The organism is Streptomyces sp. NPDC018019 (genome assembly GCF_044327805.1).
Lineage (GTDB): Bacteria > Actinomycetota > Actinomycetes > Streptomycetales > Streptomycetaceae > Streptomyces.
In genome coordinates this window covers 107,900-123,020 of record NZ_JBIRGD010000016.1, presented here as the reverse complement: position 1 = coordinate 123,020, position 15,121 = coordinate 107,900, and the positions used below count along the sequence as shown (strand labels likewise).

Here is a 15,121-nt window from a genome sequence, read left to right as displayed (position 1 = left end):
CCCCGCCACCAGCGCAACAGTCCCTCTTCGGGCAGCACGGTGGCCGCGCCCCTCGGTCCTCGGAAGGCCCCGCAAGGTCCCTTCCCCGGCAGAGCGCGCCGGGGCGTCAGGCACCGCGGCCGCCCGGCCGCAGTGGAACCGAGTAACACGAGGAGTACGGCCATGGCCGTCGTCACGATGCGGGAGCTGCTGGAGAGCGGCGTCCACTTCGGGCACCAGACCCGCCGTTGGAACCCGAAGATGAAGCGCTTCATCTTCACGGAGCGCAACGGCATCTACATCATCGACCTGCTCCAGTCGCTGTCGTACATCGACCGCGCCTACGAGTTCGTCAAGGAGACCGTCGCCCACGGCGGCTCGGTGATGTTCGTCGGCACCAAGAAGCAGGCCCAGGAGGCCATTGCCGAGCAGGCGACCCGCGTGGGCATGCCCTACGTGAACCAGCGCTGGCTCGGCGGCATGCTGACCAACTTCTCGACCGTCTACAAGCGCCTGCAGCGCCTGAAGGAGCTCGAGCAGATCGACTTCGAGGATGTGGCCGCCTCCGGCCTCACCAAGAAGGAGCTCCTGGTCCTCTCCCGCGAGAAGGCCAAGCTGGAGAAGACCCTCGGTGGTATCCGCGAGATGCAGAAGGTGCCCAGCGCCGTCTGGATCGTGGACACCAAGAAGGAGCACATCGCCGTCGGCGAGGCGCGCAAGCTCAACATCCCGGTCGTGGCGATCCTGGACACGAACTGCGACCCGGACGAGGTCGACTACAAGATCCCGGGCAACGACGACGCGATCCGCTCCGTCACCCTGCTCACCCGCGTGATCGCCGACGCCGTCGCCGAGGGCCTCATCGCCCGCTCCGGCGCCGCCACCGGCGACCAGAAGCCGGGCGAGAAGGCCGGCGAGCCGCTCGCCGAGTGGGAGCGCGACCTGCTCGAGGGCGACAAGAAGGCCGACTCCGAGGACGCCGCCAAGGCCGAGGACAAGCCCGCCGAGGAGCCGGCCGCCGAGGCTCCTGCCGCCGAGGCCCCCGCCGCCGAGGCCGAGAAGCCGGCCGCCGAGCAGGCCTGACGCCGCACCACCGGTTGACGACGGCGGGGGAGAGCGCCCAGTGCGCCGCCCCCGCCGTCCACCCGTAGATCTTTCGACTGTCGAGATTTCGAGAAGAGATTCACAGACCATGGCGAACTACACCGCCGCGGACGTCAAGAAGCTCCGTGAGCTGACCGGCGCCGGCATGATGGACTGCAAGAAGGCCCTGGACGAGGCCGAGGGCAGCGTCGACAAGGCCGTGGAGATCCTCCGCGTCAAGGGCCAGAAGGGCGTCGCCAAGCGCGAAGGCCGTTCGGCCGAGAACGGTGCCGTCGTCTCCCTCATCTCCGAGGACAAGACCTCCGGCGTGCTGCTGGAGCTGAAGTGCGAGACGGACTTCGTCGCCAAGGGTGACAAGTTCCTGGCCGTCGCCGACGCGCTGGCCGCGCACGTCGCCAAGACCTCCCCGGCCGACATCGAGGCGCTGCTCGCCTCCGAGATCGAGGCCGGCAAGACCGTTCAGGCGTACGTCGACGAGGCCAACGCCACGCTCGGCGAGAAGATCGTCCTGGACCGCTTCGCGCAGTTCTCCGGCGGCTACGTGGCCGCTTACATGCACCGCACCATGCCCGACCTCCCGCCGCAGGTCGGCGTCCTGGTCGAGCTGGACAAGGAGAACGCCGAGGTCGCCAAGGACGTCGCGCAGCACATCGCCGCGTTCGCGCCGAAGTACCTCGCCCGCGAGGACGTCCCGGCCGACATCGTCGAGAACGAGCGCCGCGTCGCCGAGGCCACCGCGAAGGAGGAGGGCAAGCCCGAGGCCGCCCTTCCGAAGATCGTCGAGGGTCGCGTCAACGGCTTCTTCAAGGAGAACACGCTGCTGGCGCAGCCCTTCGCGAAGGACAACAAGAAGTCCGTCGAGAAGGTCCTGGAAGAGGCCGGTGTCTCGCTGAAGCGCTTCGCGCGCATCCGCGTCGGCGCCTGAGCCCAGCCGTGGGCCTTGTCGCCAAGGCCAGCGAATGACCTGCGGCCCCGCTAGGGTCGTACGCAGTCGGCCGCATACCGGCCGACCGCAGATGTGACGAGGAGGCCATTGCCGTACAGGGATCTGACCCAGACCCCCGGCAATGGCCTTCTTCGTATGTGCACGAGGAGAGCGTGATGAATCAGGGTGCCGACGGCGCGGACACAGCCCACAAAGCCGACAGTGACGGGAAGGGACGCTTCCTGCTGAAGCTGTCGGGCGAAGCGTTCGCCGGCGGCGGCGGACTGGGCGTCGACCCCGATGTCGTGCACGCCATCGCCCGCGAGATCGCGGCCGTCGTCCGGGACGGCTACGAGATCGCCATCGTGATCGGTGGCGGAAACTTCTTCCGCGGCGCCGAGCTCCAGCAGCGCGGCATGGACCGGGCCCGTTCCGACTACATGGGCATGCTCGGCACGGTCATGAACTGCCTGGCACTCCAGGACTTCCTGGAGAAGGAGGGCATCGACTGCCGCGTCCAGACCGCCATCACCATGGGACAGGTCGCGGAGCCGTACATTCCGCTGCGCGCCGTGCGGCACATGGAGAAGGGCCGTGTGGTCATCTTCGGGGCCGGCATGGGGATGCCGTACTTCTCCACCGACACCACCGCGGCCCAGCGCGCCCTGGAGGTCGGTGCCGAGGCCATGCTGATGGGCAAGAACGGGGTGGACGGGGTCTACGACGCCGACCCCAAGAAGTTCCCGGACGCGGTGAAGTTCGACGCCCTCGAATACGGCGAGGTCATCACCCGCGACCTCAAGGTCGCCGACGCCACCGCCATCACGCTCTGCCGTGACAACAAGCTGCCGATCCTCGTCTTCGAGCTGCTCGCCGAGGGCAACATCGCGCGCGCGGTGAAGGGTGAGAAGATCGGCACGCTCGTCAGCGATCAGGGCACCCGGGCCTGACGGCCCCATTGCCGTATTGCCGTACGGGCAGCGCACCGTACGGGCGGCAACCCCGGGCCGGGGGATGACCCCGGCACGGGGATGGACAACGGCCTGCCGGTCGGACACCGTGCAGGAGAAGACGCGCGGCAGGGGCGAGGCTCTGCTTCTTACCGAAAAGACCAGGAGCAAGTGGTGATCGAAGAGATCCTCCTCGAGGCCGAGGAGAAGATGGAGAAGGCCGTCGTGGTCGCCAAGGAGGACTTCGCCGCGATCCGCACCGGGCGTGCGCACCCGGCGATGTTCAACAAGATCGTGGCGGACTACTACGGTGCCATGACGCCGATCAACCAGCTGGCGTCGTTCTCGGTGCCCGAACCGCGGATGGCCGTGGTGACCCCGTTCGACAAGAGCGCGCTGCGCAACATCGAGCAGGCGATCCGGGATTCCGACCTGGGCGTCAACCCGAGCAACGACGGCCACATCATTCGTGTGAACTTCCCGGAGCTCACCGAGGAGCGCCGCCGGGAGTTCATCAAGGTCGCCAAGAACAAGGCCGAGGACTCGAAGATCTCGATCCGCAGCGTCCGGCGCAAGGCCAAGGAGAACCTCGACAAGCTCGTCAAGGACAAGCAGTCCGGCGAGGACGAGGTGCGCCGGGCGGAGAAGGAACTCGACGACACCACCGCGAAGTACGTCGCGCAGGTGGACGAGCTCCTGAAGCACAAGGAATCCGAGCTCCTCGAGGTCTGATGAACGAGTCATCCTGGGGGGCCCCGCCTGGCGTCGGCCAAGCCGGTCAATGGGGACCACCCGACCAGGGACCCGTCGGTTCGGCGGGTCCCGCGCACGACTGGAGCGCGGCGGCGCAGACTCGCCCCATGCCCATCGTGCCCGACGCAGGCGGACACCAGGACGACGACCGGAACCCTCTGGACGACGACCGGGACCACCGGGACGACCCGGGGGCCGCTCGGCTGAGCGGCCCCCTGTTCCGCGATGAACATCCGCAGGAGCCCATGCCCACCTCTTTGCCGGGGCCCGACAGCTCACAGCAACCCCCCAAGCCGCAGAAGAAGAGCGCGGGACGCAACCTCCGGGCCGCCATAGGGGTCGGCGTCGGCCTGGGCGCGGTCATCCTGTTCTCGCTCTTCGTCTACAAGCCGCTGTTCGTGGGCGTGATAGTGATCGCGGTGGTCGTGGGCCTGTGGGAGCTGACCTCGCGGCTGTCGGAGCGCAAGGACATCAAGGTGCCGCTGGTGCCGCTGGCGCTCGGCGGTACGGCCATGGTGGTCGCCGGCTATGTGCGCGGCGCGGAAGGCGCCTGGGTGGCGATGGCGCTCACCGCGCTCGCCGCCCTGGTCTGGCGTATGACCGAGGCCCCCGAGAACTATCTGCGGGACGTCACGGCAGGCGTCTTCGCGGCGTTCTACGTGCCCTTTCTGGCGACGTTCGTGGCGATGATGCTGGCCGCCGACGACGGACCGGAGCGCGTCCTGACGTTCCTGCTCCTGACCGTCGTCAGCGACACGGGCGCGTACGCGGTGGGCTGGCGCTTCGGCAAGCACAAGCTCGCGCCGCGCATCAGCCCCGGCAAGACCCGCGAGGGACTGTTCGGGGCGGTGCTCTTCGCCATGGTCGCGGGCGCGCTGTGCATGCAGCTGATCATCAAGGACGGCGCCTGGTGGCAGGGCCTGCTGCTCGGCATCGCGGTCGCCGCCAGCGCGACCCTCGGCGACCTCGGCGAGTCCATGATCAAGCGGGACCTCGGCATCAAGGACATGGGCACGCTGCTGCCCGGCCACGGCGGCATCATGGACCGCCTGGACTCCCTCCTGCCGACCGCCCCGATCGTCTGGCTGCTGTACGTCATCTTCGTCGGCTCCGGCTGACCAGCGGTTTCCCGTACGTGTGAGGGGCCCGCCACGCGACGTGGCGGGCCCCTCACACGTCGATCGGGCCCGCCCATCGCGTCGGCGATCGTCACTTCGTACGTCTGCGACACTGGAAGAACCATGCCTAAGCCCGGAGAACTCACTTTCGTCGCGCCGCGCGGAGCCAAGAAGCCGCCGCGGCACCTTGCCGATCTCACCCCCGCCGAGCGGCGCGAAGCCGTGGCCGCGGCCGGTGAGAAGCCGTTCCGCGCCAAGCAGCTGTCGCAGCACTACTTCTCGCGGTACGCGCACGACCCGGCGGAGTGGACCGACATCCCGGCCGCGGCGCGCGAGAAGCTGGCGTCCGAGCTGCTGCCCGAGCTGATGAGCGTGGTGCGGCACATCTCCTGTGACGACGACACCACGCGCAAGACGCTGTGGAAGCTGCACGACGGCACCCTCGTGGAGTCCGTGCTGATGCGCTACCCGGACCGGGTCACGATGTGCATCTCGTCGCAGGCCGGGTGCGGCATGAACTGCCCGTTCTGTGCGACGGGGCAGGCCGGGCTGGACCGGAACCTCTCCACCGCCGAAATCGTTCATCAGATCGTCGACGGCATGCGGGCGCTGCGCGACGGTGAGGTTCCGGGCGGGCCGGCCCGGCTGTCCAACATCGTCTTCATGGGCATGGGCGAGCCGCTGGCGAACTACAAGCGGGTCGTGGGGGCGATCCGTCGGCTGACCGACCCCGAGCCCGACGGGCTGGGGCTCTCCCAGCGCGGCATCACGGTCTCCACGGTCGGTCTGGTCCCGGCGATGCTGCGGTTCGCGGACGAGGGGCTCAAGTGCCGGCTCGCGGTCTCGCTGCACGCCCCCGACGACGAGTTGCGCGACACGCTCGTGCCGGTGAACACGCGCTGGAAGGTGCGTGAGGTGCTGGACGCGGCCTGGGAGTACGCCGAGAAGTCCGGCCGCCGCATCTCGATCGAGTACGCCCTGATCCGGGACATCAACGACCAGGCGTGGCGTGGTGACCTGCTGGGCCGCCTGCTCAAGGGCAAGCGCGTCCACGTGAACCTGATCCCGCTGAACCCGACCCCCGGCTCGAAGTGGACCGCCTCGCGCCCCGCGGACGAGAAGGCGTTCGTCGAGGCCATCGCCGCGCACGGGGTGCCGGTGACCGTCCGCGACACGCGCGGGCAGGAGATCGACGGTGCCTGCGGGCAGCTGGCGGCAGCGGAGCGCTGACCACCCGCTGGTACTGTGTGATCGAACAAATGCACATTCCGACAGGGGAGCGCCACAGCGCTGAGAGTGCGGCAGTGTCACGGACCGAGCGTCACGGACACAGAAGTGCCGCAGACCCTTGAACCTCGCCCGGGTCATTCCGGGTAGGAAGTTCGGTCGTCACTCATGCTGTTGCGCCCCATCCGGTCTTCGTCCGCCGAAGCACCGGGTGGGGCCGCGTCTCTTCCTGGCCAGCCAGGAGGAAAACCAGTGAGCACCACCAGAAGGACCGCCGTCACCGCGCTGGCCGTCGTGGCCGGCCTGACGGCGCTCGCCGCCTGCGGATCGGGCGGCAGCGGCGGCGGTACGGACTCCAAAACGGTCACGCTCGTCAGCCACGACTCCTTCAACGCCTCCAAGTCCGTACTGGAGGAGTTCACCAAGCAGACCGGCTACAAGGTCGACGTGCTCAAGGGCGGGGACGCGGGCAAGGCCGTCAACCAGGCGATCCTGTCGAAGGGCAACCCGCAGGGTGACGTCTTCTTCGGCATCGACAACACGCTGCTGTCGCGGGGCCTGAAGGAAGGGATCTTCAGCCCGTACCAGGCCAAGGGGCTGGCGAACGTCCCCGAGGAACTGCAGCTCGACAAGGCGGAGCACCGGGTGACGCCAGTGGACTACGGCGACACCTGCGTCAACTACGACCGCGCCTACTTCGCCGAGCACAAGATCGCCCCGCCCCGGACCTTCGACGATCTGCTCAAGCCCGAGTACAAGGGACTGCTGGTCACCGAGAACTCCGCCACGTCGTCGCCCGGGCTCGCCTTCCAGCTCGGCACCATCGCCGAGTACGGCGAGTCCGGCTGGCAGGAGTACTGGAAGAAGCTCAAGGCCAACGGCGTGGAGGTCGTGGACGGTTGGGAGCAGGCGTACAACGAGCGCTTCTCGGGCTCGGCGGCGGGCAAGGGCAAGGGTGACAAACCCCTGGTCGTCTCCTATGCCTCCAGCCCGCCCGTCGAGGTGCTCGGCAAGAAGCCCGAGCCCAAGGAGGCACCGACCGGTGTCGCGACCGGCACCTGCTTCCGGCAGATCGAGTTCGCGGGGCTGCTCAAGGGTGCGAAGAACGAGAAGGGCGGCAAGGCGCTGCTGGACTTCCTGCTGAGCAAGCAGTTCCAGGAGGACGTACCGCTCCAGATGTTCGTCAACCCGGCGCGCACGGACGCCAAGGTGCCGGAGCTGTTCACCAAGTACGGCGAGAAGATCGACAAGCCGAAGACGGTGGCGCCGGAGACGATCACCAAGAACCGCGAACAGTGGATCAAGCAGTGGTCCTCGCTCGTCCTGAAGTAACCGGCCGCGAGCGGCGGGCACGCAGCTCACGGGGAACGGCCGCGCGGCTCGCCCTGATGGCCCTGCCGCTCGCCTTCTTTGCGCTGTTCTTCGCCTATCCGGTCGCCGCGATCGTCGGGCGCGGGCTGAAGGACGGCGGACAGTGGCAGCTGAGCCGGGCCGGGGAGGTGCTCGCCGACCCGGACGTCCTGCACGTCCTGTGGTTCACCGTCTGGCAGGCGGCGGCCTCTACTGGGCTCACGCTGCTGATCGCGCTCCCCGGCGCGTATGTCTTCGCACGCTTCGATTTCCCCGGAAAGCAGCTAATGCGGTCCGTCGTCGCGGTGCCGTTCGTCCTGCCGACGGTGGTCGTGGGCTCCGCTTTCCTGGCGCTGGTCGGGCGCGGCGGGGTGCTGGACGACCTGTGGGGCGTACGGCTGGACACGTCGGTGTGGGCGATCCTGCTGGCACACGTGTTCTTCAATTACGCCGTGGTCGTACGGACCGTCGCCGGCCTCTGGAGCCAGCTCGACCCGCGGCAGGAGGAAGCGGCCCGGGTGCTGGGGGCCTCCCGCTGGCACGCCTGGCGGCGGGTGACCCTGCCCGCCCTGGCGCCGGCCGTCGCGGCCGCCGCACTGATGGTCTTCCTCTTCACCTTCACCTCCTTCGGGGTGGTGCAGATCCTGGGCGGGCCGAAGTTCTCCACACTCGAAGTGGAGATCTACCGACAGACCGCCGACTTCCTGGACCTCCCTACGGCCGCCGTCCTCACCCTCCTGCAATTCGCCGCCGTACTGGCCCTGCTGGCCTTGCACGCGTGGACCGTACGGCGGCGGGAGTCCACCCTCACGCTGGTGGACCCGGCGCAGACGGCGCGGCGCCCCAGAGGCGCCGGGCAGTGGGCGCTGCTGTGGGGGACGCTCGTCGTGATCACGCTGCTGTTGGTGGTGCCCCTGGCCGTGCTGATCGAGCGGTCCTTCGCCGGGCCGGACGGTTACGGACTCACGTTCTACCGCGCACTGCAGTCCGCCGCGTCCATGGACAGCACCTTCGCCGTCGCTCCGCTGAACGCCCTGTGGAACTCGCTCGCCTACGGGGCCGCCGCCACGCTGATCGCCCTGGTGGTGGGCGGGCTGGCAGCTGCCGCGCTGACGAGGCGGGGCGGCAGGCTGGTACGCGGTTTCGACGCGCTGCTGATGCTGCCTCTCGGAGTTTCGGCCGTGACCGTGGGCTTCGGTTTTCTGATCACTCTTGATGAGCCGCCGCTCGACCTGCGGTCCTCGTGGTGGCTGGTCCCGCTGGCACAGGCGCTGGTCGGGGTGCCCTTCGTCGTACGGACCATGCTCCCCGTGCTGCGTGCGGTGGACGAGCGGCTGCGGGAGGCGGCGGCGGTGCTGGGGGCCTCGCCGTGGCGGGTGTGGCGCGAGGTCGACCTGCCGCTGGTACGGCGGGCGCTGCTGATCGCCGCGGGATTCGCCTTCGCCGTGTCGCTGGGCGAGTTCGGCGCGACGGTCTTCATCGCCCGGCCGGACCACCCGACCCTCCCGGTGGCCGTGGCGCGCCTGCTGGGACGCGCCGGGGAACTCAACTACGGGCAGGCGATGGCCCTGTCGACCATCTTGATGGTGGTGTGCGCGGGCGCGTTGCTGACACTGGAGCGCATCCGTACCGATCAGGCCGGAGAGTTTTGAAGATGGCGGAACACGTTGGCACGGCGGCGGATGACGCTCTGCTGCGGCTGGAGGACGTCACCGTCCGCTTCCGCGGCGGTCGGCCGCCGGCGCTGGACGCGGTGGACCTGAGCGTCGCCGCGCAGGAAATCGTCTGTGTGCTGGGGCCCAGCGGAAGCGGGAAATCCACCCTGCTGCGGGTCGTGGCGGGACTGCAGCCCGCCGACGCGGGGCGCGTGTTCCTGGAAGGGCGCGACCAGGCGGACGTTCCCACACATCGGCGTGGCGTCGGGCTGATGTTCCAGGACCACCAGCTCTTCCCACAGCGGGACGTCGGCGGCAACGTGGCCTTCGGCTTGCGCATGCGCGGGGTGTCCCGCACCGAGCAGGAACGCATGGTGACCGAGCTGCTGGACCTCGTCGGTCTGCCGGGTGCCGAGCGGCGCGCCGTGGCGGCCCTGTCCGGCGGCGAACAGCAGCGGGTCGCGCTGGCCCGCGCCCTCGCGCCCCGCCCCCGGCTGCTGATGCTGGACGAGCCGCTCGGCCAGCTCGACCGCGGCCTGCGTGAGCGCCTCGTCGTGGAACTGAGGCGTGTCTTCGGCGAGTTGGGTACGACCGTGCTGGCCGTGACGCACGACCAGGGCGAGGCGTTCGCGCTGGCCGACCGGGTGGTGGTCATGCAGGAAGGGCGGATCGCGCAGAGCGGCACGCCGCTGGAAGTCTGGCAGCGCCCCGCCACCGAGTTCGTCGCCCGCTTCCTCGGCTTCGACAACGTGGTGGCGGCAACCGTACGGGGCGAGTCGGCCGACACACCATGGGGCAAGGTACCGGTGCCGGACGGAACGCCGGAGGGGGCGTGCCGCCTGCTCGTACGCCCGGCCGGTGTGCGGATCACGACCGCCAGGGAGGGGCTGCCCTGCACGGTCGCGGCGCGCACTTTCCGTGGCAGCCACGTCACGCTTCTTCTCCAGCCGACCGACGGCCCGCAGCTGGAAGCAGCGTGCGCGCTGCGTGACGCGCCGGAGGACGGAGAGCCGGTGGGCATCACCTTCTCTGCCGAGGATGTTGTGGTCCTGGAGCGCTGACGGGTGGTCTCCGGAGGGGGAACGCCTTCCGGAGCGCGGGGGCCGGTCCGCAGATTGCCGACACCCCGAGTGCGGCAACCTCTATCGCCGTGGCTGCCGAACCGTCGCGCGTCTCGTACGTCCGCGTAGTGCGGCTGCCCGCGTGCGCCCACACCACTGCCCAGGGGATGGCGGGCGCGGTCGTCTTCGCGGGAGCGCATCCGCACGAGGCCATGCCGCCCTTCCGCGCGGCGGCCGACACGTTCGCGATGCCTTGCCGGAGCCGTCGCAACGGGCTGGAGATCGAGGGACTCGGGAAGGCTCGCGGGCCATGGGGAAAGGAGGGGCGAGCCTGGGTCCGGGCGGAGGAGTGGGGCGGGGGCCGTTCCTACGAGGAACTGACGCGGCTGCTCGCCGTGGGGGGAGTCGGCCCGGCGTCGGGCCTGCCGTCACCGTGCGTCGGCTGTCCGCCCAGTGCCTTCGTGGCTTCCTCGGGTGCTGTCGCTGCTCCGGCACCGGGGGATCCGGTTGCGGTTCCGTCCTCCGGCTCGCCGAACCAGGCGACCGCGACGGCACCGGCCACTGCCACCAGGAACCCGAGCACGGCGACCCAGGCGAAACCCGGGCGGGAGGAGTCGCCGAGCCACAGCACCCCGAGGATGCCCGGCACCACCGTTTCACCCACCACCAGCGCCGCCGTGGCGCCGTTGACCGAACCGATCTGGAGGGCCACCGTGTGCAGGTACATACCGCCGATGCCGGCGACGAGAATGGCGTAGAGCGCCGGGTCGGCCAGGAGCGTGGGCAGGTCGAACGGGTCGATGCCGTTCAGCACGCGCACGCCGACGCCGAGCGCGCCGAAGCCCAGCCCCGACAGCAGACCCGCGAGGATCGCGGCGCGGCTGCCGAGCAGCCGGACGATCACGGTGCCCCCGCCGATCACCAGGACGGAGGCGGCCAGCAGCCACCAGTGCGTGGTCGTCGAGGCGTCACCGCCGCCCTCCGGGCCGGCGGCCGTGGCCAGCAGCACCAGCGCCGAGCACACCACGGCGATGGAGATCCACTCGGGCCGGTTGAGCCGGATGCCGAGCAGCTTGATGCTGAGCACGGCGGTGATCACGAGGTTGGCGCTGATCACGGTCTGCGAAAGGAACAGCGGCAGCAGCCGGGCGGCCAGCGCGCCGAGCCCGAACCCTATGAAGTCCAGCACCGTACCGACCATGAATTCCCAGGTCACGGCCGCCTTGGCGGTGGACGAGAGGCTGGGGCCGCCGTGCTGGGTGACGCCGTTCGTGGACGCGGCGGCCGCCTCCCTGCGCGCGGACTTGCGCGATCCCACCGCTTGCAGGACCGACCCCGTGCCGTAGCAGGCCGAGGCCGCTACCGCCGTCAGAAGACCGATGAGCACCAAGAACTCCGTTCGCGCGCTGCCTGGATTTACCAGACCATTACCTGGCTAGCCAGACGTGGATTCAGGGGCGGGAGTTGCCTCCGACGCGCAAACAGGTGCGGCGACGGCTGGAGGAGCCCGCCCGTCGGGCTGAAAGGCCGGGGTGGACAGGGGCCTCCCGGCGGGCCCGGTCCAGCGGGTGGGCGGGCCGTGCGGGTGACCGGTGGCCGGCCTGGTGGCTCAGGACGTCGGTTCCGGTGCTGGAGGGGAGGCGGAGGCGTCCGTGAGGCGGGCCAGCGCTTCGGGCGCCTCTTCCACCGAGTCGACCAGTGCGACCTTCGCGGCCATGGGACGCTCCGCGGCAAGGGCTTGCAGCAGGGGCCAGGCAGGCAGCCTCTCGGTCCAGTGCGTGCGGTCGACGAGCACCATGGGAGTCGGTTCGCCCCGCGATCCGTAGTAGTTCGGGGTGGCGTTGTCGAAGATCTCCTGCACGGTCCCCGCCGCGCCGGGCAGGAAGACGACTCCGGCGTTGGAGCGCGCCAGGAGACCGTCCTCGCGGACCGCGTTGACGAAGTACTTGGCGATATGGGCCGCGAAGGCGTTCGGCGGCTCGTGGCCGTAGAACCACGTGGGGATGCCGACCGAGTCCCCACCGCCCGGCCGGCGCTCGCGCACCTCGAAGGCGGCTCGCGCCCAGTCCGTCACTGAAGGGGTGAAGTGCGGCACCTTGGCGAGGAGGGCCAGGCTTTCGTCGAGCACGATGTCGTCGAACGGAGCGAGGTAGGCACCCAGGTTCGCGGCTTCCATCGCCCCGGGCCCGCCGCCCGTGGCGACCGTCAGACCCGCACGGGCGAGCCGCCGCCCGAGCCGGGCCGCACCCTCGTACGCGGCGGATCCGCGCTCCAACGCGTGCCCGCCCATGACGCCGACGACGCGGGCACCGGCGAGGTGCTCGTCCAGCGCGTCGGAGACGGCGTCGTCGTGGATGCTGCGCAGCATCGAGGCGAAGACGTCGCCGTCCGACATGGTCGACTGGTACCAGGCGTAGGCCAGGGCGTCGGGGGTGGCCGCGTAGCCGGCTTCGGTCGCGAGGGATGCGAAGAGTTCGTCGGGCGAATAGAGGCTGCCGCGGTACGGGTCGAAGGGCAGGTCCCGTATCGGCGGGAAGACCAGCGCGCCACCTGCCCGGACGCTCGCGGCGGCCGCCGGTTCCATGCGGCAGCCGAGGAAGACGGCGTCCGAGGTCGGCGTGTTGAGCAGCGCGGAGGTGCGGCCGGTCAGGTCGACGGACTGGACGCGGTATCCGGAAAGACTGCCCGTCTCCAGTACGTGGTCGAATTCGGCGAGCGTCTCGATCTCGCGGTCGCGGCCGTCGCGGTGCGAGGGCTCGATGGGGCGATGGGGCGCGGGGGACTCGGAGTTCGGCTGCACGACCGTCATGGTAGGCGGGCGGTGCCGCAGGGCCGGGGCGAGGGCCGGTTCGGCTTCGTAGAGGCGGCGGTTGGGGCCAGGTCCCGTACCGGTGGGGAGGGCCAGGCGGATGGAGTGACGGCGCAGGGTCAGTGGAGGAGGGGGAGGGCGGCCAGTTCGGCGATGGCCCAGGTCAAGGGGCCCAGGACGAGGAGGAGGGCCAGGACGCGCAGGGCGGAAGCACTGAGGAGAAGGGAGCGTGGAGTACCGAGACGGCGCAGGGCGGCAGTGGTGTGAGCGCGGGCCCAGCGGGCTTCGAGGGCCGCCGTGAGGGCGCTGGCCGTGACACAGGCCAGGACGAGGGCCGCGCCCAGGCCGGTGAGCGGGCCGAAGGGGCGGGTGGGGGCTGCTTCGTACACCTTCACCGCGGCGTACGTGCCGGAGGCGACGGCGCAGAGGACGCCCAGGGGGCGGCCGACGCGCCGGGACTCCTCCTGGAGGACGCGGCCGGCGAGCAGGCGGACGGCGCCCGGACGGCCGGCGGCCAGGAGGCGGCCGGACAGCTGGGCCAGGCCGGGCCCGGCCAGGACGAGGCCGAGCGTGGACAGCGCCCAGCCCGCCAGGACGCCCGGCGGGCTCCCGATGAGGCGTCCGGGCAGCGGGAGCAGCGTGTCGGTGTCGGCGGGGCCGCGGCTGACGTACGTCTCCAGGGCGAGGCCGGCTGCCGTCAGCGCGATTCCCCAGGGGAGAGCGGTCGGCATGGCGGAGGCGGTGCTGTTGGTGTCCATGGCGGTGAGGGGCTCGCCCGTACCGGCGCCGGCGGCTGTTCCGGTGCCGCGTCCGCCGGCGCGGGCGTTCATGCGGGGGCGCAGGACGACCGCGGTGGCCGTGGCCGCCAGCACCGGCACGACGGCGAGGAGCAACAGCGCGCCGACGAGCGGAAAGGCGTGGCCCGCGCCGAGGAGACGGGTGGCGGACCCGGTGGCGGTCGCGCCGCCGAGGTCGCCGCGGAGCGCGAGGAAGGCGAGCAGCGCGAAGAAGCTGCCCAGGACGCAGGACACCGCGGTGGAGGTGGCGGCGATCAGCGTCAGCCGTACGGGGCCCAACCCGGCGGCGGCCATGCCCCGTTGAGGGCGGGAGGCGGGGTCCGTGCGGGCCGCGGACACGGCGAGCTGGACGGTGGCCGCGATCGGAACGGCACACCAGAGGAGACGTACGAACGAGTCCATGGCCGTCGCCGGATGGGCCGCGGCGTGCCCCAGCGCGGCCAGCAGGAGGAAACCGGTGCCGCCGGACGCGGCGGCGACGAGCAGACGGCGCAGCAGAACGAGGGGGTGGGCACCGCGGGCTAGACGGAGAGCGAGCACTCTGCCCTGCTTTCCTTGTCGGGGGCGGGGGCCTTGGTGCCGACGCGTCGGCCGTCGAGGAGTGCCACGGTACGGTCCGCGAGGGTGTCGGCCTCCGGTTCGTGGGTGGCGAGGACGACCGTGATCTCGTGCGAGCGGGCGGCCGTGGTGATGGTGCGCAGGACCTGGGCGGCGTCGGCGCGGTGCAGGGGAGCCGTGGGCTCGTCGGCGAACAGGACCTGCGGTGCGCAGGCCAGGGCGCGGGCGATGGCGATGCGCTGGCGTTGTGACTGGTCGAGGCGGCCGGGGCGTTGGCGGGCGCACATGCCCACGTCCAGGCGGTCCAGCCACTCGCCGGCGGTCTGCTTGGCGGTGCGGTGGCCGACCCCGCGCAGGAGCAGGGGGAGCGCGGCGTTCTCCCAGGCGGTGAGTTCGGGGACGAGGTGCGGTTCGGTGTCCACCCAGCCGAAGCGGTCCAGGCGCAGCCGTTCCCGGCCGGACGGGGAGAGTGTGTGCACAGGTGAACTGTTGAACCAGATCTCGCCGCTGTCCGGCGCAAGTTGGCCGGAAAGGCACCGCAGGAGGGTCGTCTTGCCGCAGCCGCGGGGCCCGGTGACGGCGAGGATCTCGCCCTCGCGGACACCGATGGAGACCCCTGCCAGCGCAGGGGAGCCGGCGTATGTGTGGTGCAGGCCGCGCGCCCAGAGAACGTCGTTGTCAGGTGGGGCCACCATCTGCGCACCTCATGCTCGTCGCGTCCGATCGTTCCCCCAACCGGGTGAACGACCATGGAGGGTATCGGTCACTGGCACGGTAAGGAGTGGCGACCCTCGGTATTCGGCGCTCGGCGCGTACCACGGCCCAGGTTCACTCA

General features: G+C 70.5%; 13 protein-coding genes and 1 riboswitch. Of the genes, 9 read left to right on the top strand and 4 right to left on the bottom strand.

Annotated features, from left to right (window positions below):
- Nucleotides 1–162: 162 nt before the first annotated feature.
- From rpsB to ACH4FX_RS25555, 9 genes are all read left to right on the top strand, one after another.
- The gene (gene rpsB, locus ACH4FX_RS25595; RefSeq protein ID WP_398482658.1) at nt 163–1,062 is read left to right on the top strand and encodes a 30S ribosomal protein S2; all 900 of its coding nucleotides are present in this window, start codon (nt 163–165) and stop codon (nt 1,060–1,062) included.
- 109 nt (nt 1,063–1,171) lie between these two features.
- On the top strand, nt 1,172–2,008 hold the full coding sequence (gene tsf, locus ACH4FX_RS25590; protein ID WP_398482656.1) for a translation elongation factor Ts: 837 nt from the start codon (nt 1,172–1,174) through the stop codon (nt 2,006–2,008).
- A 176-nt stretch (nt 2,009–2,184) separates the two neighbouring features.
- On the top strand, nt 2,185–2,958 hold the full coding sequence (gene pyrH, locus ACH4FX_RS25585; protein ID WP_030017377.1) for a UMP kinase: 774 nt from the start codon (nt 2,185–2,187) through the stop codon (nt 2,956–2,958).
- Between the two features lie 174 nt (nt 2,959–3,132).
- Nucleotides 3,133–3,690 (top strand): ribosome recycling factor, encoded by a 558-nt coding sequence (frr, locus tag ACH4FX_RS25580; RefSeq protein ID WP_398482654.1) that lies wholly within the window; start codon nt 3,133–3,135, stop codon nt 3,688–3,690.
- On the top strand, nt 3,690–4,829 hold the full coding sequence (locus ACH4FX_RS25575; RefSeq protein ID WP_398482652.1) for a phosphatidate cytidylyltransferase: 1,140 nt from the start codon (nt 3,690–3,692) through the stop codon (nt 4,827–4,829). Before frr ends, ACH4FX_RS25575 begins: the two co-directional genes overlap by 1 nt.
- Nucleotides 4,830–4,952: 123 nt before the next feature.
- Nucleotides 4,953–6,059 carry a 23S rRNA (adenine(2503)-C(2))-methyltransferase RlmN gene (rlmN, locus tag ACH4FX_RS25570; protein ID WP_398482650.1) on the top strand — a complete coding sequence of 369 codons (1,107 nt, stop codon included), beginning with the start codon at nt 4,953–4,955 and terminating at the stop codon, nt 6,057–6,059.
- 33 nt (nt 6,060–6,092) lie between these two features.
- Nucleotides 6,093–6,227, top strand: a riboswitch (TPP riboswitch).
- An 81-nt stretch (nt 6,228–6,308) separates the two neighbouring features.
- A complete protein-coding gene (locus ACH4FX_RS25565) occupies nt 6,309–7,388 on the top strand; it encodes a thiamine ABC transporter substrate binding subunit (RefSeq protein WP_398482648.1) in 1,080 nt (359 codons plus the stop codon).
- A gap of 56 nt (nt 7,389–7,444) precedes the next feature.
- Complete coding sequence (locus ACH4FX_RS25560) at nt 7,445–9,058, top strand: ABC transporter permease (protein ID WP_398482795.1); 1,614 nt, start codon at nt 7,445–7,447, stop codon at nt 9,056–9,058.
- Nucleotides 9,059–9,060: 2 nt separating this feature from the next.
- Nucleotides 9,061–10,122, top strand: coding sequence for an ABC transporter ATP-binding protein (locus ACH4FX_RS25555; RefSeq protein ID WP_398482646.1), 1,062 nt, complete (start codon nt 9,061–9,063; stop codon nt 10,120–10,122).
- A 367-nt stretch (nt 10,123–10,489) separates the two neighbouring features.
- On the opposite strand, the gene ACH4FX_RS25550 is transcribed toward ACH4FX_RS25555, so the two are convergent.
- The 4 genes from ACH4FX_RS25550 to ACH4FX_RS25535 all read right to left on the bottom strand — a co-directional run bounded on the left by ACH4FX_RS25550 (nt 10,490) and on the right by ACH4FX_RS25535 (nt 14,981).
- Nucleotides 10,490–11,509 (bottom strand): hypothetical protein, encoded by a 1,020-nt coding sequence (locus tag ACH4FX_RS25550; RefSeq protein WP_398482644.1) that lies wholly within the window; start codon nt 11,507–11,509, stop codon nt 10,490–10,492.
- A 222-nt stretch (nt 11,510–11,731) separates the two neighbouring features.
- Nucleotides 11,732–12,931, bottom strand: a complete 1,200-nt coding sequence (locus tag ACH4FX_RS25545) for an LOG family protein (RefSeq protein WP_398482643.1) — start codon at nt 12,929–12,931, stop codon at nt 11,732–11,734.
- Between the two features lie 119 nt (nt 12,932–13,050).
- Nucleotides 13,051–14,268 (bottom strand): hypothetical protein, encoded by a 1,218-nt coding sequence (locus ACH4FX_RS25540; RefSeq protein ID WP_398482641.1) that lies wholly within the window; start codon nt 14,266–14,268, stop codon nt 13,051–13,053.
- A complete protein-coding gene (locus tag ACH4FX_RS25535) occupies nt 14,250–14,981 on the bottom strand; it encodes an ABC transporter ATP-binding protein (RefSeq protein WP_398482639.1) in 732 nt (243 codons plus the stop codon). Before ACH4FX_RS25535 ends, ACH4FX_RS25540 begins: the two co-directional genes overlap by 19 nt.
- Nucleotides 14,982–15,121 lie beyond the last annotated feature (140 nt).